The 23,513-nt window shown below is 39.1% G+C and carries 20 protein-coding genes; 12 read left to right on the top strand and 8 right to left on the bottom strand.

Annotation, left to right across the window (positions count from 1 at the left end; translation table 11 throughout):
* Window positions 1–101 precede the first annotated feature (101 nt).
* The 4 genes from NY014_RS04720 to NY014_RS04705 all read right to left on the bottom strand — a co-directional run bounded on the left by NY014_RS04720 (window position 102) and on the right by NY014_RS04705 (window position 4,041).
* Window positions 102–1,613: a DUF4301 family protein gene (locus NY014_RS04720; protein WP_259413391.1), complete on the bottom strand. Its 1,512-nt coding sequence runs from the start codon at window positions 1,611–1,613 to the stop codon at window positions 102–104.
* A gap of 156 nt (window positions 1,614–1,769) precedes the next feature.
* Window positions 1,770–2,642 carry a 5-oxoprolinase subunit C family protein gene (locus NY014_RS04715; RefSeq protein WP_259413390.1) on the bottom strand — a complete coding sequence of 291 codons (873 nt, stop codon included), beginning with the start codon at window positions 2,640–2,642 and terminating at the stop codon, window positions 1,770–1,772.
* Window positions 2,639–3,331 carry a 5-oxoprolinase subunit PxpB gene (pxpB, locus tag NY014_RS04710; protein WP_259413389.1) on the bottom strand — a complete coding sequence of 231 codons (693 nt, stop codon included), beginning with the start codon at window positions 3,329–3,331 and terminating at the stop codon, window positions 2,639–2,641. Before pxpB ends, NY014_RS04715 begins: the two co-directional genes overlap by 4 nt.
* Window positions 3,319–4,041 carry a LamB/YcsF family protein gene (locus tag NY014_RS04705; RefSeq protein ID WP_259413388.1) on the bottom strand — a complete coding sequence of 241 codons (723 nt, stop codon included), beginning with the start codon at window positions 4,039–4,041 and terminating at the stop codon, window positions 3,319–3,321. Before NY014_RS04705 ends, pxpB begins: the two co-directional genes overlap by 13 nt.
* Window positions 4,042–4,159: 118 nt before the next feature.
* Between NY014_RS04705 and NY014_RS04700 the strand changes: the two genes are divergently transcribed.
* Window positions 4,160–4,285, top strand: coding sequence for a 30S ribosomal protein THX (locus NY014_RS04700; protein WP_259413387.1), 126 nt, complete (start codon window positions 4,160–4,162; stop codon window positions 4,283–4,285).
* A gap of 184 nt (window positions 4,286–4,469) precedes the next feature.
* Complete coding sequence (locus tag NY014_RS04695) at window positions 4,470–5,624, top strand: methionine aminotransferase (RefSeq protein WP_259413386.1); 1,155 nt, start codon at window positions 4,470–4,472, stop codon at window positions 5,622–5,624.
* A gap of 59 nt (window positions 5,625–5,683) precedes the next feature.
* Here NY014_RS04695 and NY014_RS04690 read toward each other — a convergent pair whose 3' ends face one another.
* The gene (locus tag NY014_RS04690; RefSeq protein ID WP_259413385.1) at window positions 5,684–6,712 is read right to left on the bottom strand and encodes a sugar phosphate isomerase/epimerase family protein; all 1,029 of its coding nucleotides are present in this window, start codon (window positions 6,710–6,712) and stop codon (window positions 5,684–5,686) included.
* Window positions 6,713–6,943: 231 nt separating this feature from the next.
* On the opposite strand from NY014_RS04690, the gene arfB reads away from it, so the two are divergent.
* Entirely contained in the window at window positions 6,944–7,375 is a 432-nt protein-coding gene (arfB, locus tag NY014_RS04685) for an alternative ribosome rescue aminoacyl-tRNA hydrolase ArfB (protein WP_259413384.1), read from the top strand.
* A 2-nt stretch (window positions 7,376–7,377) separates the two neighbouring features.
* Here the strand turns inward: arfB and NY014_RS04680 are convergent, their stop codons facing one another.
* Window positions 7,378–8,043: a metal-dependent transcriptional regulator gene (locus NY014_RS04680; protein ID WP_259413383.1), complete on the bottom strand. Its 666-nt coding sequence runs from the start codon at window positions 8,041–8,043 to the stop codon at window positions 7,378–7,380.
* A 106-nt stretch (window positions 8,044–8,149) separates the two neighbouring features.
* Here NY014_RS04680 and NY014_RS04675 point away from each other — a divergent pair, with 106 nt between their 5' ends.
* Window positions 8,150–10,459, top strand: a complete 2,310-nt coding sequence (locus NY014_RS04675; protein ID WP_259413382.1) for a TonB-dependent receptor — start codon at window positions 8,150–8,152, stop codon at window positions 10,457–10,459.
* A 339-nt stretch (window positions 10,460–10,798) separates the two neighbouring features.
* On the opposite strand, the gene proC is transcribed toward NY014_RS04675, so the two are convergent.
* The gene (gene proC, locus NY014_RS04670; RefSeq protein WP_259413381.1) at window positions 10,799–11,599 is read right to left on the bottom strand and encodes a pyrroline-5-carboxylate reductase; all 801 of its coding nucleotides are present in this window, start codon (window positions 11,597–11,599) and stop codon (window positions 10,799–10,801) included.
* Window positions 11,600–11,782: 183 nt separating this feature from the next.
* Between proC and NY014_RS04665 the strand changes: the two genes are divergently transcribed.
* The 6 genes from NY014_RS04665 (at window position 11,783) to rfbB (ending at window position 16,311) form a co-directional block, all read left to right on the top strand.
* A complete protein-coding gene (locus NY014_RS04665; protein WP_259413380.1) occupies window positions 11,783–12,205 on the top strand; it encodes a hypothetical protein in 423 nt (140 codons plus the stop codon).
* A gap of 10 nt (window positions 12,206–12,215) precedes the next feature.
* Window positions 12,216–12,671, top strand: coding sequence for a hypothetical protein (locus NY014_RS04660; RefSeq protein WP_259413379.1), 456 nt, complete (start codon window positions 12,216–12,218; stop codon window positions 12,669–12,671).
* The gene (locus NY014_RS04655) at window positions 12,668–12,874 is read left to right on the top strand and encodes a helix-turn-helix transcriptional regulator (protein ID WP_259413378.1); all 207 of its coding nucleotides are present in this window, start codon (window positions 12,668–12,670) and stop codon (window positions 12,872–12,874) included. The genes NY014_RS04660 and NY014_RS04655 overlap by 4 nt, the downstream gene beginning before the upstream one ends.
* A gap of 121 nt (window positions 12,875–12,995) precedes the next feature.
* Window positions 12,996–14,162 carry a glycosyltransferase family 4 protein gene (locus tag NY014_RS04650; protein WP_259413377.1) on the top strand — a complete coding sequence of 389 codons (1,167 nt, stop codon included), beginning with the start codon at window positions 12,996–12,998 and terminating at the stop codon, window positions 14,160–14,162.
* A 38-nt stretch (window positions 14,163–14,200) separates the two neighbouring features.
* Complete coding sequence (locus NY014_RS04645; RefSeq protein WP_259413376.1) at window positions 14,201–15,262, top strand: NAD-dependent epimerase; 1,062 nt, start codon at window positions 14,201–14,203, stop codon at window positions 15,260–15,262.
* Entirely contained in the window at window positions 15,259–16,311 is a 1,053-nt protein-coding gene (gene rfbB, locus NY014_RS04640; protein ID WP_259413375.1) for a dTDP-glucose 4,6-dehydratase, read from the top strand. The genes NY014_RS04645 and rfbB overlap by 4 nt, the downstream gene beginning before the upstream one ends.
* A 143-nt stretch (window positions 16,312–16,454) precedes the next feature.
* Here rfbB and NY014_RS04635 read toward each other — a convergent pair whose 3' ends face one another.
* A complete protein-coding gene (locus NY014_RS04635; protein ID WP_259413374.1) occupies window positions 16,455–20,450 on the bottom strand; it encodes a two-component regulator propeller domain-containing protein in 3,996 nt (1,331 codons plus the stop codon).
* A gap of 254 nt (window positions 20,451–20,704) precedes the next feature.
* On the opposite strand from NY014_RS04635, the gene NY014_RS04630 reads away from it, so the two are divergent.
* Window positions 20,705–21,214 (top strand): hypothetical protein, encoded by a 510-nt coding sequence (locus tag NY014_RS04630; protein WP_259413373.1) that lies wholly within the window; start codon window positions 20,705–20,707, stop codon window positions 21,212–21,214.
* A gap of 148 nt (window positions 21,215–21,362) precedes the next feature.
* Window positions 21,363–23,513: right-handed parallel beta-helix repeat-containing protein (locus tag NY014_RS04625; RefSeq protein WP_259413372.1), on the top strand; the 2,151-nt coding region annotated here is incomplete at its 3' end.

Below are 23,513 nucleotides of genomic sequence, written 5' to 3'. Positions count from 1 at the left end.
AATCAATCTGTCAAGCTGAGCGGAGTCGAAGCATTTTAATGGTTGAATCGACTTCTTTCCGACTCCGCTCAATGTGACAGAAAGGTTAATTTGATAGATTTTTACTGATGCTCATCCCGTAGCAAATCATTCACTGTCTTCACAGGATTGAAGGTGATCAGCGGAACTTCCACGAAAAGAGTATTCCAACCTGACATGGATCCATTCCAAAGCCCAGGGAGTTCCAATGCTTTTAACTCACGTCCACTTTTTGATTTCTCAGTGATAAATCCTGTGTTCATATCGCGGAATTGGAGCAAATCAAACTTCTCTCCTTTATAATTACGTGTCCCACAAACCAAATCCACGGGATTGAAATGTGTGGCTGCTTGGAGATGTCTTTCAGAATCTGGATCAGCTAAGTTGATTTGAGCGGTTTCGAGGATTTGTAAAGATTGAGAACCGTCCTCTTCTAAAATCCAGAATGGACCACCTCCAGGTTCGCCGGTATTTTTAACCATTCCGCAAACTCGAATTGGCCGATCCAGTTTTCCCTTGATGAATTGATATTGCTCCATTAGAGGTAAAGCATCGTAGTGAGAAGGGAGTTTTCCTCCTAAAGCTTCAACAAAAACGTCCTTAGCATTCTGTACACTATCGCTTGATATTTCTTGATCAAGTTGACGAAGTGCGTCAAAGACTTTTTCTTGGATTTCCAATAATAGCCCCCCGATTGCTTGCTTATATTGTTTGGTAGGCCCTTTTAATCGGTCTGGAACTACATTGTCAATGTTTTTAATAAAAATCAAATCAGCGGCTATATCATTAAGGTTTTCTAATAGCGCTCCGTGTCCGGCAGGTCGGAATAAAATGCTACCATCTTCTTCCAAGAATGGCTCATTATCCATAGTTACCGCAATTGTATCAGTTGATTTTTTTTGCTGGGAGTAACTTATCTCAAAGGTGTATTCTGACTCCTCTTCCAAAATTGGGACGATGCCATCAATCTCGGCTCTGAATTTCTCTTCGTGCTCCGGAGAAACAGTGAAATGGATTTTGACTTTTTTACCCTTGCCAACTGCATATTGCATTCCTTCGATCAGATGTTCGTAAGCAGGAGTTCTGGTATCATTTTCATAGCGATGGAATTTGAGAAGGCCTTTTGGCAAACTTCCATATCCCAAACCATCTTCCAGTAATAGAGCCGCTAAAATTTCCTTGTAATCTTTTCTGTCCAAGCAATCCGTGATACGGGTGCCGCGACTTTTCAATACTTCATTGAGGTCATCATAGAAGGCGAACTTCTCGATTTGATCCATGAACTTTTGGACGAATTTGCTTTTGCTTAAATCTCCGTCTCCATCCAAAAAAGAGAATAGATCTTTGAACATCCGGGAAGCTGCTCCCGATGCTGGGACAAACTTCACGACTTCAATTTTTGAGGCTTTATCAGGATAGGTTTGATGGAAATGTTCCAAATCTTTTTCCTCCATGATTCGGATTCCATGTTCTGGAGTTGCGGGTCCAGTAATTTTTAAAAATGGAAAGCCGTTTTTGAAATTCTCAATTTGCTGGAGAACAAGTTCAGGGTTCATTCCCTGTTTTTTGATTTTTTCTATCAATTCTGCATTCATGGAAATTAGGGTTTCAAAAGTTCCTTTCAAGATAGCAGTCTATCTTTCTTTGCTCAAATCAGAAGCTGGTTTTTTCGAAAAATATCTCTAAAGGGACCTCAAAATAGGGACAATTGGTACTTAATCTCTTTTAGAAAAGAGGCGATTTCTGGTGGTTTAAGTAGATATCAACTGAAATCGTATCTGTTGATTTGGGTGTTTTTGAGCTATTATTCTTAAATCCTCCGGGTGAATTTGGAGAATTCTAGGATAGCCCCCAGTCACTTGGGCATCCTGAAGAAGGCAGATTAATTTGCCACCATGCGTCAGTTGGACAGTTCCTGGAAAGACTGGTGCCGTATAAATGCTCCCCAAATGGTTTGGAATCAGTTCTTCCAATTGAACAGCCATTCCGTTTTTTAAATTGGATATGGTAAAGCTCTGGTTTTCGAATTGAAGTTTTTGATCTTCAGAGAGTAAATCGAATTCTGGTCCCGGATAGGCTCTTATCCTTTCCTTTTTTAAATAATCCCAGTTCCATCTTACCCGGCTATTTGATAATGAATGATTTTTTTCTGAAAAAGTAAAATAGGGGATTTGATCGCCAGCTCTAACAAAATCCTGCTCTGTAATTCCTTTGAAAAAACTTCGGGAGCCTAATCGAATAGGCGTTTGAAAACCTTGAGAAATACCCAAATACAAAATCGCTCCAAGTTCAAATTTTCCGACTTCCAATAAGGATTGAGTTGGGATATTTAAAATTCCAGATGGATTTTCAGTCTTCCAGTTCAATTTAATCTCTGTTTTGGCTCCAGCCAGACAAATCAATGTAGGTGCTTCAAATTGTAATTTTAACCCAGGCTGGGTGATTTCCAATACAGCATCTTCTGAATGGTTTTTCAATAAATGATTGATCCATTCTACTGCTTGAAGATCAGCCGGTCCACTTTGTGGAACTCCGAATTTGGCATAGCCTAATCGTCCCAAGTCACGAATTTTTGTTCCCGGGCCAGTTTTGATTACCTGAATGAATGAATGCTTTTTGCTCATACCTTTTGGAGAGAAAAAGGATTGTTTTTTAGTTGCTCAAACTCATCCTCAGTGATAGGAACAAAAACTATTTGATCACCTACTTTTGGTTTTACAGGAGGATTCTCAAATGGAGAAAAAACTGAAATTGGGGTCTTTCCAATGAGTTGCCATCCTCCAGGGCTATCAATAGGGTAAATGCCCGTTTGATTTCCTCCGATTCCTACCGAACCTGCTTTTACTACACGTTCTGGAAATTGTTTTCTGGGGAAACTGAGTGATTCATCTAAACCCGACAAATACATAAAACCCGGTAAAAAACCGTAAAAATCAAGTCTATAGGAGGTTTTTGAATGAAGTTCAATAAATTCTTTTTCGGTGAGTTTCTTCTCTTTACAAAGCCTCTCTAAATCTTTTCCAAATTTCCCACCATAACAAACTGGGATTTTCCAGGTAGCTTTTTCTTTTTTTGAATTTAAATCGATCGAAGGGAAAGACAACTCAATATCTATGGATGGTGGCTTTTTCCAGATTAAGGATAAACATTGATATCCTTGTCTAGCTTCTTTCAAATTATTTCCATATTGATCCCATAACCATTCATTCAAAGCCAAAAGAGTATTGAGAAGTTTTTCCGAAGGTTTCTCATCCCATTGAAATTCCCACCAGATAGGAGTGATTTTCTTAAGCTTTGGGATCAATTCCACCATTTTTTTCGGATTTGAGGTAAGAAGCTTAGTATTCCCGGATTATCGCCATGAAAGCAAATGGTTTCAGCATTTACAGGTATCAATTTTCCGGTTTGAGTGCGAATTTTAGATTCATCAAGGATGAATTCCAAATGCTCAGAAATAGAATCAAAGTCAGTAAAAACGGAGTTTTTTTCGCTCCTCGAAACCAATTTAAGGGAGTCGGTATATGCTCTATCTCCAAAAATCTCCAACCGCACAGGCATACCGATTTCTTTGGCAATTCTTTCAGTAGCTGATTGTGGAGGTACAAAAAGAGGAGTGTTTGGATAGTTTTGGGTGATGAATTTACAAAGTGTATTTGCTAATTCAGGTTTGGTTGCTGCATCATTATATAATGCTCCATGGAATTTAATATGATCCATTTGAGCTCCAGTAGCTTTTGCTACTTTGAGAAAAAGCTCAATTTGCTGATGAATTGATTCTAATAGAATTGGGTCAGCAATGGACATTGATTTTCTACCAAAATTTTCCTTATCTGGGTAGGAGGGATGAGCTCCTACTTTCTTTTCTTGTTTATAGCAGGAAGTGATAGTTTCTCGAATAGTTTCCTCATTTCCAAAATGCCCCCCACAGGCCACACTCGCAGCATCGATAAAGGGAATAATTGCACTTTCATGTGCGACTCCCTCACCTAAGTCGCTATTGATTTCCAAATGAATTCGATTCATATTCTAAATTAGAAAATCGGGTGATTTTATTTGCTTCAGCTGCCCAGATTAGCTCAAAATTGACTGAAAAAGCAGATTTTTTTAATTTCGCTTTATTATTAACTAAACCTAAAATCTTATGGGAAAAGGAGACTTGAGATCCAAGAGAGGAAAAATCAATCGAGGAACTTTCGGTGCAAGCAGACCCAAGAAAGAGGCTAATCGCCAATCGCGAAAAGCTAAGTTGGGTTTGGAAAAAAAGTGATGATTGATCATTCAGGGGCTGCGGCCCCTTTTTTAGTTTAATCTAGTCAATTCTTGAATTCCTGATTTTGATAATAGAATTGCGGAAGACTTTCACTTTGAAGAATTTTTCTCAAATTATAGAGAATTCAAAGTTTTAACTTTTCAGGTATAGTTTCCTGATTTCCTAGAAAAAAGAATTTCCTATGTCTTTTCATTCAAAATTACCTCGGGTAGGTACGACGATTTTTACGGTGATGTCACAAATGGCCAAAGACTTTGAGGCCATTAATTTATCTCAAGGATTTCCAGGTTTTGGAGCGGATCCGCAATTGTTTGACCTAGTGGCGAAATACACTAAGGATGGTTTTAATCAATATGCACCCATGTCAGGAATTCCAGAATTAAGGGATGTTTTGGCTGTGAAAACCCAGCGATGTTATGGTTATCTACCTGATCCTGATCAGGAAGTGACTATCGTATCTGGTGCTACCGAAGCAATTTTTTGTGCCATTACTACAGTGGCCCAACCTGATGATGAGGTGATTTTATTAGAACCAGCCTATGATTCCTATGAACCTGCGGTTCTTTTGGCAGGAGCTAATCCTATTCATGTAAGTTTAAGGCCCGGTGACTTTTCTATTGATTGGGAGCAAGTTCGACATGCGGTGAACTTCAGAACCAAGGCAATTGTAATCAATACGCCTCACAATCCGTCTGGATATGTTTGGACTGAAGAAGATCTAAAACAACTAGCTGCTCTGGTTAGGGAACGGGATATTTATGTGATTAGCGATGAAGTTTATGAACATATTGCTTTTGATGGGAGAAGTCACTTTTCCTTGGTAGGGCATGAGGAATTACGAAGTAAAAGTTTTGTTTGTGGTTCGTTCGGTAAGACCTTTCATGTGACGGGTTGGAAAATTGGATTTTGTATTGCTCCCAAGGAGCTAATGACAGAATTTAGAAAAGTACATCAATTTGTTACTTTTAGTACTGTGACACCTATTCAGCATGCCTTAGCAGAATATCTTCAAAATCCTGCTCATTATGAATCAGTTTCGGAGTTCTACGAAAAGAAGCGAGATTTCTTTTGCGAAGGTCTAAAAAGGACTGGTTTGGATTTCAAGCCTGCCCAAGGAAGCTTTTTTCAAATGGCCTATTTTGGTCACCTTTCCGCTAGTTCTGATCGGGAATTGGCAAAGCGAATGACTCAAGAGCTAAAAGTGGCCTGTATTCCTGTTTCGGCTTTTTATCATGATCATCAAGATCCCAAGTTTATCCGATTCTGCTTTGCAAAGGAGGAAAATGAATTAGCCGAAGCCTTGGATAGGCTTCAAAATCTTTCAAAAATCCTATAAAAAAACCGGCAACTTTTCCGCTGCCGGCAGGCTGTGTTAAGTAATCCTCTTTCAAGGAATCAGGCAAGACTTTTCTGGCAAAACTCCAGACATTTTTGAACTTCTTTTATAGGATCCGATCCTTCCGGAATTTGATATTCTAATTCAATTGTCGCCGGAAAGTTATATTTATTTTTTTGAATTAGTTTCAATACATCACCAATTGGTGTATCACCTGTACCCCAGACGACATTCCCTTTTCCATGCTCAGGAGTTTGTCGGTCTTTGGTATGCATACTTAGGATATGTGAATGTTGCTTTTCGATAAGTTGAATTAAGTCGGGATGTCCTGCTGCAATGTAATGCCCCATATCCAGGTTCATCGCATTTCTTGGGCTTTGTTCCAAAGCTGTATCCCAAAAATCAAAAGTTTGCTGCTCGTGGCCATGATATGCAACAGACATTCCATATTGTTCACCCATTTTTCCCAATTTCAAAGTATGCGCATCATTGGACGGATGCTCTAAGGTCACATGTGAAGCTCCCAGTGCTTTTGCGGCTCGCATTCCGTAGGCTATTTCAGCATCAGTATTGGACATGCCGAATGCACTAGGCTTGAAAGCATAAATGCTGACACCGGCATCATTATACATTTTTCGGATAGTTTCGAAAGGTTTCATATCCACCTTTGCTCTCCATTCAGCCACTTCCTTAGAATAGGCATCTGACTGAGCCCGAATTTCAGCCATTTCTTTTTGTTCATCAGCAGTCAGTTCTTCTCCTCCTCGCATTTTTCGACCGAGTTGAAACATTCTTCTTCTGTCGAAATTAGACTGAGGCATTCCCGCAAAGCTTTCTGCTGGATCACCCATTAATTCTATAGCTGAAATTCCACACTCCTTCACATATTTAAGCGTTGCTTCAGCGCTTTGGTCTGGAAGAGATCGAAAAGAGTAAGTAATACAGCCGATTTGAACTCCATTGATCATACTATCGGGGCGATTGTATTTGCGAATGATAGCTGGAGCTCCACGGAGAGCTAGGGGAGAAAGCGAAAGTGCAGCTGCTCCCATTGCAGACTTAATTAAAAACTCTCTTCTGTTTTTCATGCCTTGTCAGATTAAAGGGATTGAATCTATTGTGTCAATTTATAAGAATAGACTCATATTTCAGAAATTTTTAAGATGAATTTTCCGTATTGTTTTATAAACGGAAAATTGAAACTGGGTAAGCTATGGATTTTTTGTTTTTTTCAATGGAAAATAAATCAATTTGAACAAGAGTAAGGATGTAGAGAGTTAGAAAAGCTCAAGGATTAATGACCAAGTAGGGCTACAATTATGGAAAAAAGACCATTGCTTGACCGTATTCAATCAGGATTATTCGAAAATGAATTCCAATTTAAAACATCTCGTAGTTCGGGACCGGGGGGTCAAAACGTTAACAAAGTCGAGACAAAGGTGGAGTTACTTTTTGATATTGGCTCATCAATGCTTCTTTCTGAGGAGGAGAAAAATACGCTCAGGTCCAAATTGTCAAACAAGATTGATCAAGAGGATATACTACATCTGACTTCACAGGAAAAGCGGTCCCAAACTCAAAACAAGGAGCGTGTCATAAAGAAGTTCTACGATTTGATTCTTAAAGCCTTCCAAAAAAGGAAAATCCGAAAGGCTACCAAACCCAGTAAATCCGCTATTGAAAATAGGCTGAAAGCAAAAAAAGCTCGCGGAGAGAAAAAGTCTAATCGGGGTTGGAAACCAGATCTTTGATTTTAATTAGCCTCAAAAATTTTTACCAAGAGTTTTTCGCAAACTTTCTGACTTAGCGTTTCCTTTTCTACACTTCCATAGCTAACGATCATACTTTGGTCAAAAGGCTCTTTAGATAGGATTTTCAGTTCTGTCCCCAGCTTTAAGTCTCGACTATTTAAGTATTGTAAAAACTCTGTTGAAGAATCTGCCAAAGCAGAAAGCACAGCCTCCTGTCCGGGATTTGCTTCAATCAAACTTTTTAATTGAAGGTTTTGTATTCTTCCTTGTTTGTCAGGAATGGGAGATCCGTGTGGATCAACTGTAGGAAAGCCCATCATTTCATCCATTCTTTCAAATAGCTTGGGGGAATGAATATGCTCTACCTGCTCAGCGATTTCATGTACTTCTTCCCAACCAAAACCCATTTTATTGACTAGGAACATTTCCGTCAAGCGGTGTTTCCGGATAATCAATGCCGCTTCTTTTTTTCCGACTGACGTAAGTTTTACAGGCTTGTACTTTTCGTACTGCACCAATCCTCTTTTTTGAAGGTTTTTCACCATAGAATTGGCTGTCGGCATACTCACTTCCAATTGCTGAGCAAGGTCAGAAATGTTGATTTCTCCTTCTGGGTTGGCCAGATTGAAAAGCGCCTTTAGATAATTCTCTTCTGTTTGTGAAGCCATAACAATTTTTGATAGTTCAAATATTAGGAAAAAAATTGATTAAATTATTTGTTAGAATAGTCTAACAAATTGTATTTTTGTAATCTAATTTAAAATATAAGCTTTGATGAACCGGGTTTGGGTAATGGAATTTAGGGTTATTGGAAAAAGATGGTTCTTTTTTCAAATCTTCTTGATTCTACTCTCCCCATTTGCTTTTCCTCAAGAGGGTTTGGAAGGAAAAGTTTTATCTAATGGAAAAGGATTGGAATTCGCAACCATCTTTTTACCAGAATTATCCAAAGGGGCTACCTCTGATTCTTTGGGTTTCTTTTCTATTCAGAATATTCCAAATGGGGTTCATAAGCTGGAAGTATCATTACTCGGATACAGGAAAAAAACATTGGAAATTTCTTTTCCTGAGAACAACTTTTTGAGAATTGACCTTGAAGCCTTGGACAGTTCATTGGATGAGGTGGTAATAAGTGGAACGCTTCAGGAAGTATCAAGATCCAATAGTCCCGTTCCCATTGAAGTTTTCAAAGAAGGATTTTTTAAAGCCAATCCAGCCCCATCACTTTTCGAGTCGCTTACCACAATCAATGGAGTCCGCCCCCAAGTCAATTGTAATATTTGCAATACAGGTGATATTCATATCAATGGGCTAGAAGGACCATATACCATGGTTTTATTAGATGGGATGCCTATTGTGAGTGGTTTGGCTTCGGTTTATGGTTTGACGGGAATTCCTCAATCTTTGATTGACCGGATTGAAGTGGTGAAAGGTCCAGCTTCTACCTTGTATGGTTCTGAAGCAGTAGGAGGCCTGATTAATATTATTACCAAAAGTCCTGAATCGGCCCCTTCCTTAGCCATTGAGTCCATGGGAAGCAGCTGGGGTGAGATTAATTTTGATTTGGGACTAAAGTCTGCATGGGGATCCAAAATTCAATCGTTGACTGGGATAAATGGCTTTTATTATGACAATCCCATCGATCATAATCAAGATGGAATGACGGATTTGACCTTGGCAAAGCGGATTTCTGTTTTTCAGAAATTAGACTTTGAAAGATCTAGCAGAAAGGGTTTTTCCATTGGGATGCGATATCTATATGAAGACAGATGGGGTGGACAGATGAACTGGACTCCGGATTTTCGGGGAGGAGAGGAGATTTATGGAGAAAGCATCTATACGAGTCGTTGGGAGCTTTTTGGAAATTATGAATTGCCTCATCTGCAAGGAGTAAATCTTCAATTTTCTGCAAATGGGCATAATCAAAACTCAGTGTATGGAAATGTCGAATATCTAGGCGATCAACGGATAATTTTCAGTCAATTGACTTGGAATCAGGAAGCAGGAAATCATCAATTTCTTTCGGGTGTAGCTTATCGATACACTTTTTATGATGATAACACTCCAGCTACGGCGGGAATAAATCTGGACATCAATCAACCTTCGATTTATCATCTTCCTGGGGTTTTTGTTCAGGATGAAATTCGTCTTAAACTTAATTCAAGTCTTCTTCTAGGTTCAAGGGTGGATTATCATTCCATTCATGGACTGATTACTTCACCAAGGGCGAATCTGAAAGTCAGTTCTTCTGACCAAAGCCTAATCTTCCGGCTTTCAGTAGGGAATGGATTTCGAGTAGCCAATGTCTTTACCGAAGATCATGCGGCTTTAACTGGGGCAAGGCAAGTTATTTTTGAGGAGGAGCTTCAGCCGGAAAGGTCCTGGAATGCGAATGCCAATATGGTGAAGAAATTCTATACCGATAAGGGCGTGTTTTTCAGCTTAGACGGATCCTTGTTCTATACACATTTTACCAATCGAATTATCCCCGATTACGAAACAGATCCCAATCAAATCATTTATAGCAATTTAGATGGGTATTCGGTTTCCAAGGGTTTCTCGCTCAATTCTGCCTTTGCTTTCCCATCCGGATTCGAGGGGAATGTCGGAGTCACTCTAATGGATGTTTCCTTTGAGGAAAATGGTGAAATGATCCGACAGCTTTTGACGGAAAATTTTTCAGGAGTTTGGAATATAGCCTACACTTTTCCAAAAGGTTCTTGGAAAATCGATTATACCGGAAATGTTTATAGTCCCATGAGACTGCCTTTGTTAGGAGATCTTGATCCTAGACCCGAATATTCTCCTTGGTGGAGTATACAGAATATTCAAGTGACCAAACGATTTGATAAGGGTTGGGAGATTTTTGGAGGAGTGAAGAACCTCTTGAATTTTACACCACCTGCAAATAGTATCGCACGTGCTTTTGATCCGTTTGATAGAGAAGTTCAATTTGCATCAGATGGTTCTGTAATTCCAACTCCTGACAATCCCTACGCACTTACTTTTGACCCTACATACATGTTTGCACCGAATCAGGGTATCAGGGGGTTTGTTGGTGTACGATTGATTTTGGGTGATTGAAATGGCTATAAAAACTAACTCCGGCAAAAGAACCGGAGCCAGATTGAGCAGAAGATTTTAAAGAAAGGAAGGAGAAAAAATACCAAACAACCCTTCCTATAAAAGTTGTTTCTTTCAAAAAGGAACAGTAAAAGTTGTTTATCACCCAAGACAAATCTAGTAAAAAGATTCAAAAAAAAAACAATCCTCAAATAATTGTTTTACAGGTTATTATAACTTTTAGAATAAAAAATTGAATTATTTTTCTTCGCATACGATTGCGTGTATCCTCAGGGCAGAAATTTCCCAAGATTATTAAATCGTTAAATTCTTTGATATTGCTGAGAAGAGGGTAGGGATTTACTTTTCGATTTTTTCGTAGCTGGCTAAAACTCCTTTTACCATAGCGGAGCTGAATCCTTGATGTTCCATTTCATTCAACCCGACTATTGTGCAGCCCTTTGGAGTAGTTACTTTATCGATAGCTTCTTCAGGGTGCATGTCTTTTTGAATCATCAATTCCGCTGCACCTTTTACGGTTTGATTGACTATGCGACTTGCAGTGACTGCATCAAAACCGATTTGTATTCCACCTTGAATCATTGCCCGCATAAATCGTAAAACGTAAGCGATCCCACAAGCACCCAAAACAGTGGCAGCTTCCATCAATCCTTCGTCGATTTCTACTGTCTGTCCAATTGAGTCAAAAAGTTGGGTAATCAATGCTACTTGATCAGTATTGGCATTTTTAGCGCAAATGCAGGTAATGGACTCCTGAATGTCGGCGGCAATATTTGGCATTGCCCGAAAAGCGATGGAATCAGAGCTGGTGTTTTCTAATATTTCTGCGATAGTAACTCCCGTTGCCAAGGAGACAATGATTTGCTTTTTTGGATCGATCGCAGGGCTTATTTCTCTAAGAATGGGAGCAACATTGTATGGTTTTACTCCTAGGATAACGATATCCGCCCCTTCTGCGGCTTGACTATTGTTACTGGTAATTGTGACACCTTTATCTGCAAATTCCTTCAAGGAATTCACATTTCTTTTAGTCAAGGTTAGATTTTTCGCTTCAAAACCTTCAATAGATAAAAGTCCTCTGGCGATGGCTGTTCCTAAGTTCCCACAGCCTATTACAGCAATTTTTGATTGTAAAATCATAAAAATGGCAAGTTTTCATGTGATCAATTAAATAAAGGTAAACAAAAGCCCTTCCTTTTTGGAAATAATGAAAAAATATATCAGATAGGTATAAGTCTATTTTTTGTGATTTAACATTTTTTTGAAAAGAAATTTTGACAAAAGGTAAAGTTTGTTTTACATTTGGTAAAAAATAATTGACATATGGAGAATCGATCTATTTTCAACGTACCACTTTTATCTACTGGCTGGAAAAAGGTTGCCTATGCCTTATTTCCGCTACCTGTGTTTTTGGTCATTGGTTTGGCATTTGCCAATCCCAATATGGATCCCAATGAAGCAGCTCAAATTCTCTATGGATTTTGGGCGATTGGTTTTGGGATATTAAACCTTACACGAGAGAAAATTGAAGATGAAATGATCCGCACCTTTAGGCTTCAAGCCTTTCAAACGGGATTCTTTTGGATGATTTGGGGACTTGGAGCGATTATGTTGATCAATTACATCCGATATGATCGCTTGACCTCTGAGATGTTTACCGTCTATCTAGTTCTGTTCTTACTCAATCTGTACATCTTCGCTGCATTTCAACTTCAAAAGTATCAAGCATCTAAAACGAATAACTAAACCAAAAACCATGAACTTATCTAAAATTCTCCTTCCGCATCGATTTCAAAAATTCGGATGGATTCTGTTTCTACCATTTGCTGTCCTTACCTTTTTGTGTGCTTTTTATGAGTTTGAATTTTCTTGGCTGGAAATGAGTCCAGGCACCCTAAAGGATGTGTTTAATTTTGAGGATAGAAATTTGACAAACGAACTTGCCATTATTGGCTTACTAGCTTCTTTGTTTTTAATCTCTTTTTCCAAAGAAAAGGAGGAGGACGAATACATTCAGAAACTCCGGATCGATTCTATTTTGCTGGCCTGTTATGGTTATTTCTTGCTGAATGTGATTGGAACAGTCGTTTTTTATGGAGTTGATTATTTGTCTTTTATCTTTTTCAATATGTTTTCAATTCCAGTCCTGTTCATCCTGAGGTTTCGATGGGTGATGTTTAAGCAAGAACGGAATTTGGGATTGAGCTTATGAAAAATACAATCAAAGTAGAGCGAGCCAGGCATAATCTGACTCAGCAGGATCTGGCTGAAAAAGTGCAGGTGTCCAGACAAACCATCAATTCCATTGAGGCTGGAAAATACGTTCCGTCCACAGTCTTAGCTTTAAAAATCGCTAAAGTATTTAGCATTTCGGTTGAAGAAATTTTCGAGTTAGAAGAGTCCGACTTTTCCTAGAAATCCAAAAATAGAATTGTGAAATTTCCGTTTTTTGGGAAAGACTTCTTTCCAAAATCGATTTGAAAGGGACATTCTGGATTGAATCTTTTACTTTTGCACTTTTACTAAACTTTTGCTGATGCCAAAACTGATTCGAATCACTACTGTTCCACTTTCATTGCAATTGCTTCTTCAAGGCCAAATGGCTTATGCAAAGAAAAAAGGTTGGGAAGTATTGATGGTAAGTGCCGATGGCAAGGAAATCCCAAAAATTGAAAAAGCTGAAGGAGTACCTCATCAGGTAGTTCCATTTACTCGGAAAATTACTCCTGTTCAAGACAGTGCATGCATTTGGAAGCTTTATAAGCTTTTTAAAAAAGAGCAACCCGATATTGTTCATACCCACACTCCGAAGGCAGGTTTATTGGGAATGATTGCCGCAAATTTGGCTGGGGTGAAAATTCGGATTCATACTTTGGCTGGAATGCCTGCTATGGCCGCAAAAGGCACAAAAAAGGGTGTGCTTGAAAATGCTGAAAAGTGGACTTATGCTAATGCAACTGAGATTTGGCCAAACTCTGAAGGGCTGAAGAATTTTATTTTGGAGCAGGGATTTTGTCCTACTGAAAAAGTAAAAATGGTTGGTAAAGGCTCCTCCAATGGTGTAGACCTAGTGAAGTTTAACCGAAATGCTCTGAAGGAAAATCATTTAGTAGCTGCCACCATGCGAATCATGCCCGGTGAGGATGATTTTATCATTTTGGCTGTTGGGAGATTGGTGAAGGATAAGGGAATCGAGGAATTGGTACAGGCATTTTTGGAGTCCAAGATTGCAAATCGCTCCAAATTAGTACTTCTTGGTTCCTTTGAACAGGATTTAAACCCTTTGAATTCTGATATAATTCAGCAAATCAATGATCATCCTCGAATCGTGCAGATTGACTGGACAGATCATGTAGCACATTATATGGCATTGGCGGATGTCTTGGTTCATGCGTCTCATCGAGAAGGCTTTCCAAATGTTTTGCTGGAAGCCGGAGCCATGCAACTTCCAATCATTTGTTCGGATATTATTGGAAATAGGGATATCATCACCCAACAAAAAACCGGTTTGATCTTTCCTGTTGGAAGTGTGGAAGTTTTGAAGGAAGCATTAGAGTTTGCATTTGTAAAGCGGGATAAAATGGCCCAAATGGCAGGTCGGCTTTTGGGTGAAATCCAGGAGAACTATCAACGGGAAAAAATCCAAGAAGAAATATTTTCCAATTACCTTCGGCTTTTGGATGAGGTCAAAAAATCTGAATAGTTTATATTTGACCCAAGTAGATCTTTTTACCTTCCTCTATGAAATATTTGGTTACCGGTACTGCCGGCTTTATTGGGTTCCACGTTTGTAAGCGCTTGATTGAGCAGGGAGAAGAGGTGGTTGGCCTAGATGTCATCAATGATTATTATGATTTGGATTTGAAATTTGACAGACTAGCTCACCTTGGGGTAGATCGGGATCAAATTCAATTTGGAGAATTAGCCTCTTCGAATAAGCATCCAAACTTCCGGTTTATTCGCTTGGATTTAGCCAAAAAGGAACCCTTGATGAAGTTGTTTGAGGAGGAAAAATTCGATGTGGTCATTCATTTAGCAGCCCAGGCCGGAGTAAGGTATTCGCTCACACATCCAGAAGTCTACGTTGAAAGTAATATCATCGCTTTTCTAAATATTCTGGAATGCTGTCGCTTCCATCCTGTGAAGCATTTGGTTTATGCCTCTTCTAGCTCTGTCTATGGATCCAATGAGAAGATGCCTTTCTCAACTTCAGATTCGGTAGATCACCCCATTTCGCTATATGCTGCTTCGAAGAAATCCAATGAGCTAATGGCTCATACTTATAGCCATCTCTTTGGAATTCCTACGACTGGTTTGCGGTTCTTCACGGTTTATGGTCCTTGGGGAAGACCGGATATGGCCTTGTTTTTATTTACGGAAGCAATATTGGAAGGAAGGCCAATTCAGGTTTTTAATTATGGAAAAATGAAGCGGGATTTCACCTATATCGATGATATCGTTGAGGGAATCTTAAAAGTAGCGGATAGACCTGCCAAAGCAAATCCTGAATTTGATCCTCAAAATCCCGATCCTGGAAGTAGCCGAGCTCCATTTAAGATTTACAATATTGGCAACTCCTCACCAGTACTTTTAATGGATTATATCCATGCTATTGAAAAAGGTTTGGGTAAGGAGGCCAAGATGGATTTGTTGCCTTTGCAACCCGGAGATGTGCCAGCATCGCATGCAGATGTGGAAGATCTGATTCGGGATACTGGATACAAACCAAATACTCCCATCGAGGAAGGGGTGAAAGCTTTTACTGACTGGTATTTAGACTATTACAAGAAAGATATTAAATGAAAAAGAGAATATTGATAACAGGTGGAGCTGGGTTTATCGGTTCCCACGTAGTCAAACTTTTTGTTGAAAAATATCCAGAATATTCAATCGTTAATCTGGATGCATTGACTTATGCCGGCAATCTTGAAAACCTGAAAGAGGTAGAAGGAGCTCCAAATTATCAATTCGAGAAAGTTGATATCCAAGATGCTGAAGCTTTGGATGCTGTTTTCTCTAAGCATAAGATTACAGATGTTATTCACTTGGCGGCTGAGTCACATGTTGATCGTTCTATTTCAGATCCTTTGGCTTTTGTAAAAACGAATGTGATTGGTACAGTCAACCTTCTCAATGCTGCAAAAAAGGCTTGGGGAGAGGAATTAGATCAACATCTTTTTTACCATGTTTCCACAGATGAGGTATATGGTTCGCTTCATGATGGTGGCTTCTTTTTGGAGACCACACCATATGATCCACAATCCCCGTATTCAGCTTCCAAAGCTGCTTCCGATCATTTTGTTAGGGCTTATGCCAATACTTACAAGATGAAGACAGTTATTTCCAATTGCTCTAATAATTACGGACCGAATCATTTTCCAGAGAAACTGATTCCGCTTTGCATCAATAATATCAAGAATATGAGGCCTCTTCCAGTATATGGAAAAGGAGAGAATGTACGTGATTGGTTATTTGTAAAAGACCATGCAAGAGCGATCGATACCGTTTTCCATAAAGGAAAGCCTGGTGAAACCTACAATATCGGTGGCTTTAACGAGTGGAAGAATATTGATATCGTCCGACTACTTTGTAAGAAAATGGATGAAAAATTAGGTCGTGAACCTGGTACTTCTGAGCAATTGATCACTTTTGTTAAGGATAGAGCGGGACATGATCTTCGCTATGCCATTGATGCTACCAAAATTCAAAAAGAACTAAGTTGGGAGCCAAGTTTACAATTTGAAGAGGGAATCGATTTAACTATTGATTGGTATTTACAAAATCAGGATTGGCTTGATCATGTGACCTCAGGATCCTATCAAGATTATTATCGAGAGCATTATGAGTCATGATAATTGGGGCGGTCTCAAATGTTGTTTTTTTGTCACGTTGAGCGGAGTCGAAACGTCGCTGAACTAATTGAAAATAGAATTCGACTTTTTGCCTACTGGCAAGGCAGGCGCTTAGCCTGACAAAGGTTATTTATGAGACACCCTTAATTTTTTTGTTTGCTTTGCTGGTATTCAGACGGAGTCATCTGGTAAGTTTCCTTAAAGCATTTTATGAAATAAGAGGGAGAGGAGAAACCAACTGAATAAGCAATCTCTGCAACTGTTTCATCAGATTTTTCCAGTTTTTGTAAAGATTTGCGAAGTCTTTGATCCCGAATAAATGCCGATGTAGAAAGGCCTGTTAAGGCGGTTAATTTTCTGTGAAGTTGCATTCTGCTCATTCCCAGTTTTTTGCTAAAGTCGTCTACAGAAAAATTAGAGTCCAAAAGATCAGAATCGACAATTTCCTGAACTTTTTGAAGGAACACCTCATCGGTGGAAGTGACAGCAATTTCACTAGGAGAAATCTCCGTTTTTCCTGAATACCGAATTTGGAGGTTTTTTCGAAGTTCGATCAGTTTTTCTATTCGAACGAGTAATTTTTGAATTGAAAATGGCTTGATCATATAATCATCTGCCCCTTCTCTTAATCCTTTTAGCATATGTTCTTCTTCGGATTTTGCAGTAAGGAGGATGATTGGTATATGAGAAGTTTTTTCATCCGTTTTTAGAGAATGGCACAATTCAATACCATCCATTTCAGGCATCATTACATCTGAAATAATGAGATCGGGAACCTTTTTCAGCGCTAAATACAGGCCTTCTTTTCCATTTCTTGCTTCAATAAGATTGAAATAGCCCTTCAAATTGTCTTTTATGAATTTCCTTAAATCATCATTGTCTTCAACAATTAGAACCAAAGGTGACTTTTCTGGTGCTTGAGATGGAGTAGGCGGTTGTTCTTCCAAAATTGGCTCTGAACTATTTTCCCAAACATCTTCCGGAGAAAAGAAATACTTATCAACTGGAAGTTTAACCTCTACTTCAAAAAATTCAGATTTATCTAAATTCAAGTTGATGTTCCCTTTGTGTAATTCAACCAAGTCTTTTACCATAGGAAGTCCAATTCCAAAACCATCTGAATTCTGGTCAGCCTTGAAAAATTTATCAAAAAGGTGCTCCTTTTCTTCTGTACTGTATTTTCTAGAGCTAGTATTAGTGACTCTAAGGGTTACATAACTTCCTGCACGCTCTGCTTCTAGCAAGATTTCCGTATTGGGCTTGCCGTATTTGATGGCATTCTGTAGGAGGTTACCAACAATCTTTTCAACTTTATCAGCATCAAACCAAATTTCACTTAGTAATGGGATTTTACTGGTCAGCTTCATTCCTTTTTCAGAAGCCGAATAGAAAAAATTCATGGTAACTGTCTGAAGCAATAGGCCAAGATTACCCTTTTGAATTTTAAGATTTAATCTTCCGGTTTTGATTTTTGAAGCTTCCAATAATTGATCCACTAAATTCAAAAGTCGAGATGAGTTGTGCTTGATCAGATTCAATTGAGATTTGAAAACAGGGTTTTCAGATTCTTGGAATAATCGCTGAACTGTACCCATCATCAAGGTTAATGGTGTCCTGAATTCGTGGGATATATTGGTGAAAAAATTGGTTTTGAACTGATCTATTTCATGCAAGCGTTCCGATTCTGCTTCTTTTAGCTGAAGCTCGTATTGCATTTTCCATTTCCATTTTAGGTAATTGATAAACCACCAAATCCCAAAAATCACAAGTAGGGTATAGCATAGTCTCGCAATCCAAGTCCAATACCAGGGCTGTAAAATGGAAAATTTGTATTGAACAATATCTTCTGTCCATATGCCGTCATAATTACTGGATCGAGCAAAAAAGGTATAATCCCCGGGCGGAAGATTTGTGTATCGAGCAATATTAAAGGTTCCTCCATTTATCCAGTCTTCATCATATCCCTCTAAGTGATATTCAAATTGGTTTTTCTCAGGACTGGAAAACACCAGGCTGGCAATTGAAAAAGTCAGGGTGTTTTGGTTATAATTAAAGTTTTGATTTTCGGTCAATGGGAATTCCTTTCCAAATACTTGAAGATGGGTAATTGCAGTTTTTGGTCGAATGGGATTAAAAGAAATATCTTCAGCATCAAACCAATACAAACCCTCCAAACTTCCAAAATAAAGAGTTCCTGAAGGGTGTTTGAAATATGCACCTGTATTGAACTCTGTTGCTAAACCATCATAGTTGGTGTAATTCGTGATTTGGTATTCTGAATTTGAGGCTCGGATTTGCGAAATTCCTTTGTTGGAGCTTAACCAAAGATTTCCATTTTCATCTGGAAGAATAGCATAGATTACATCGTTTGGAAGGCCGTTTTCAGTCGTTATATATTCAAATTTCCTAGTGTTGATGTCTAAGATATTGATCCCTGAGCCATTTGTTCCTATCCATAACTTGTTGTCAGGTGATAGGTAGAGCGACTTTATGGAATTGTTATTAAGCGAATTTGCATCTCCCTCTTCATGCTGGTATCGTTCAAACCTTTTGCTTTTTAAATTGAATTTGGCAATACCTTGATTTTCGGTGCCAATCCAAAATTCATCTTCACCTGATTGTAGAATAGTTCGGATATTATTATCGGGAATGCTGGTCAGGTCACCTTCCTTATGAATAAACTGCTCTACAACTCCTTTTTCAGGGTCAAATTGAATCAATCCGTCATTTCGGGTACATAGCCAGACACGGTTTTTAGAATCATTTAGAATCTTCCAAATGGTATTACTGGGAAGGGAAGGTTGAGAAGAATCATCATAGTGTCTGAAAGTTCCGGATTTGGTGTCCAAAATGCTTAAGCCTCCATCCTGATAGCCAATCCAAAGTTTATCCTGAATTCCTAACAAACTCATTACCCGATCATTCCGAATAGTGTTGGGATTATTTTCTTCGGCATGAAATGTTTTCCAAATTCCCGTTTTTGGATCATAGGAGGTTAACCCTTTTCCAGAAGTTCCAATCCAAACTTTATCATCAGATCCAACATATATAGATCGGATTACATCAATATTAATTTCTTCAGGTAGCTGCTGATTATGGAAAAAGTTGAATTTCTCTAGAAATGGATCATAAAAGCTGAGCCCTGCTCCATCCGAGCCCAACCAAATTGTACCTGTGTAATCCTCGTAGAGGCATAGAATATCATTATAGTGAATGGATCTTGGGTTTTGTTTGGAATAGGTGAAGTTCTGAATTTGTTGATTGTCAAAATCAATTAAAAACGCACCTTGACCATAAGATGCTACCCAAACTAAGCCATTTTGAGCTTCCCAAATATCTAAGATCATGGCGTCATCAAATGGGTTGGAATCCAAATCAAAAAAATCTGAAATGGGAATAGATTCCTCACCTATTTTAGGTAAAATCCATATTCCTTTTGATAGAGTTCCATATAAAATAGAACCATTTTTCAGGGGTAAAGCTCGTGAGAATAAGGATTCTTCCTCAGCTCTTAATATTGGTTCAATTGATTGGGACTCCTTATTAAAAAGTGAAATCTCATCTTTGAAAGTTAGAAGAAGCTGGTCCCGATATTCAGAAATATGGTTGATCTCTTTAGTAGGATCATTCCATATTAGTTCTGCTTTTTGGGAATTCTCATTCCATTGAAAAAGTTGCCCAGATAGGGTGCCTATCCAGATATTTCCTTCCGAGTTCTCGAAAATCTGATTTGCAGAACTTACTCCTTCAATTGGGATGAATTCATTTGAATCTCGATTTAATTTTTCAGGAACTGTAGAATCTGGAATAATCCAAATTCGATTTTTGGTATCCGAATATACCTTTCCCAAGATGACTTGAGTCGGTTGGGTAATATCATTGAATTTTTTGGGGTACTGGATAAATTCTCGGCCATCATATCGATTTAGACCTTCCTGAGTAGCTATCCAAAGGAACCCATCCTGATCTTGTGTAATGGATATGGCACTGTTTTGAGAAAGCCCATCATTGACTGATAATTGCCGAAAAGAGATATCATTTTGGGCAAGTGATTCTGCGCCAATAAAAAAACAAGCTAAAAATAAAAAGCTTGAAAAAAGTGATTCCTTAAGCCTATTCACCATTACTTTAATTCTCAACAACTATAGAGTCCTTAAGATAATAAGATTTTGAAAATGAGGCTTTTTATTACTGATTTTTTTAGGAATTAGAAGAAATTCAAATTTTACTTCTAATCTGTTACCTGTTTGTTATTCAATGTTACAATTCTTTCATTCTGTTTTATTTTCTGCCTCTAGCTTTGATCTGAATAATAAATAGGCTTATTGTGGGGCATTGGTTTGCTGGATTTCTGTTTTTGCTTTTTCTACTCTTTTCTTGTCAAACTCCCAATTTGAAAGTTCAATCCTTTCATCAAAATGAGAAAGAAATAGAAAGGTATGATGAATCTTTAGAGGATTTATCTCAAAAAGTTCCATTGACAGGGGAGGAGTTAAAGAAAAAGGTGCCTGTCAATATAGGCTCATTCAGCCAAGTGGATTTGGTTATAGGTTCTCAGGAAGAAATAGGAGTAAGCTCTGTCCTGTTCATCTATCAGCATGCAATTGAGAACAATAAATTCTTTACCCTTGAAATAATGGATGGTGCCGGAGAAAGCGGAATTATCTTTTTAAAGCAAAGCTTAGAAAAGTTGAAATCAGACTTTGATCCAGTGGCTTCTAAAGAGGAAATTTTTATTAACGAGCATCAAGGGTTTAGGATTTTGGAAAAGCAAATTCAAGAGATGTCTCAAATCCATCTTGAATTTATTCTCGCCAAAAGATTCCTAGTGAAAGTTCGGTCAGAGAACCTTTCCAAAGAGGAATTAACCTGCATTGTTCACTTACTTCCCACCTGGGATTAAGTAAGATTTTTTGCCTCAATTAACTCAAAAAGGCATTTTTTAACCCATGTTACATAGTTTATATCATCTGATACATACCTGATATCCATTCTTGAGACAGATTTGGATTTTTAGCTTGATAAATACCAAGCAAAAAAATCTTGTTTAAATGGATACAGGTATACCAAACACTCAAAAGAAAATTGGAAGGCTCAAATCATTAATTTTCCTTCTTTCATTTTTCTATTTTTCGACTTCATTCGCCTTTGCTCAACAACTTTCTGGATCCTACACGATTGGAGTTTCAGCTGACTATCCTACATTTTCGGATGCTGTCTCAGCTTTGACAAGCAATGGAATTTCCGGTCCGGTTACTTTTGATGTACAGACTGGAACCTATACGGAGCAGATTCTGCTTGGAGCAATCACCGGAGCATCCGAGACAAATACTATCACTTTTCAAAGCCAATCCGGGATTGCAGAGGATGTGGTCATTCAATATGCAGCTACTGGAACTGCTGATAATTATGTGATTCGGTTTGACAGTGGTAGTCATTATGTTTTGAAAAACATAAAAGTCCTTGCTTTGGGAACTACTTATGCAAGGACTATTCATGCTCAAGGTGATATTCAAAATATTTCAATTGAGGGATGTGTTATTGAATCCCCAGATACTGGAATAGCTAATGGAGATAGGGGGAATGTAGTTTTTGAACCCTCAACTTCATCTCATATTAAGTTGATAGACAATGCTATTCAAGGAGGATCAGTAGGACTTAATTATAAAGGAGGAACTGCTGGTACTTATCGAGCTCCGGGCTTTGAGTTACGTGACAATGAGATTGAGGGTGCGTATGCCTATGGGGTATTTTTGCAGTATCTGACTGATGCGGTGATAGAGGGGAATACGGTTACGATGCGTACAGTTCCTTGGAGTCAGTCATATTCGATGAAACTGGATAATGTAGAAGGTGCTGTCCGAGTGATTGGGAACCGGTTGAGTGGTTCGATTTATGAAGGTCTTTCGGTTTCCAGTGGTCAGGCTGCTGCCGACACACCTGGGTTGGTTGCCAATAACTGGATTCAGAATATTGGGAATTTCCGTACGGTATATTTGTCCAGTAATTCCCATTTGTATTTTTATCACAACAGCCTCAATGCGATCGATGACAGGACTGGAGCCTATCCGATGCATTACTCGGGTGGATTCGGTAATACAGGAAATAGGATCACAAACAATATTTTCAAGTCGAATGGTGCAGTGGCGATTTATGTATCGAACTCGAATGCTTTGGAGGAGATGGATTATAATGATCTGTATACTTCGGGGACTTACTTGGCGCAACTAGGAACCAGTGAACAGTTTGGTGATTTGGCTTCCTGGCAAAGCCGCTGGGGGGTGGATGCGAATTCATTGAGTTTTGATCCACACTTTGCCAGTGACACGGATTTGACGGCGAGTTCTCCTGCTTTGGCGAATGCTGGTACTCCGTTGACAGAGGTGCCAACGGACATCAATGGGGTTACCCGGGATGCGACTCCGAGTATAGGGGCCAACGAGATAGATACGAATGCTTTGACTCCACTGTCGGGTACCTACACCATCAATCCTTCAGGTACGGGAGACAGGAACTTCACCACAATACAGTCTACGGTGGAAGCGATGGAGCAGAACGGAGTAGCGGGGCCGGTGATTTTCGAGATTGCTTCGGGGGTTTATGAGGAGCAGGTTCATATCGGTGATATTGCGGGAGGCTCTGAAAGCAATACGGTGACCTATGAATCGGCTACGAGCAATCGTGAGGATGTTGTCCTACAGTTTGCCTCTCAGGCGGAGGCAACTAACCATGTTGTTTTATTGGAGAATGCGAGTGACCTGGTATTCCGTAACCTGACGGTAAAGGCGTTGAATACGAACTATGCCTTTACGTTCCGCGGGGTGAACCGATTGGACAATATTCTGATTGAAGGCTGTCGTATGGAGAGTCCCGATACGGAAGTAGATGTTGTGGACCGAGGGAATGTCCGTTTGGAACTTTCGAATTCATCGGGAATCCGGATAGTAGGAAGTCAGATTGTTGGTGGAAGGGCGAGCCTGTATTATAGCGGAGGGGGCAGTAGTTATCGAGCTCCGGGCTTTGAGTTACGTGACAATGAGATTGAGGGTGCGTATGCCTATGGGGTATTTTTGCAGTACCTGACTGATGCGGTGATAGAGGGGAATACGGTTACGATGCGTACAGTTCCTTGGAGTCAGTCATATTCGATGAAACTGGATAATGTAGAAGGTGCTGTCCGAGTGATTGGGAACCGGTTGAGT

The sequence above is a fragment of the Algoriphagus limi genome (assembly GCF_024919275.1).
In the GTDB taxonomy this organism is placed as follows: Bacteria; Bacteroidota; Bacteroidia; order Cytophagales; family Cyclobacteriaceae; genus Algoriphagus; species Algoriphagus limi.
The sequence above is the reverse complement of the archived record's forward strand: the minus strand, read 5'-3'. Positions and strand labels throughout refer to the sequence as shown.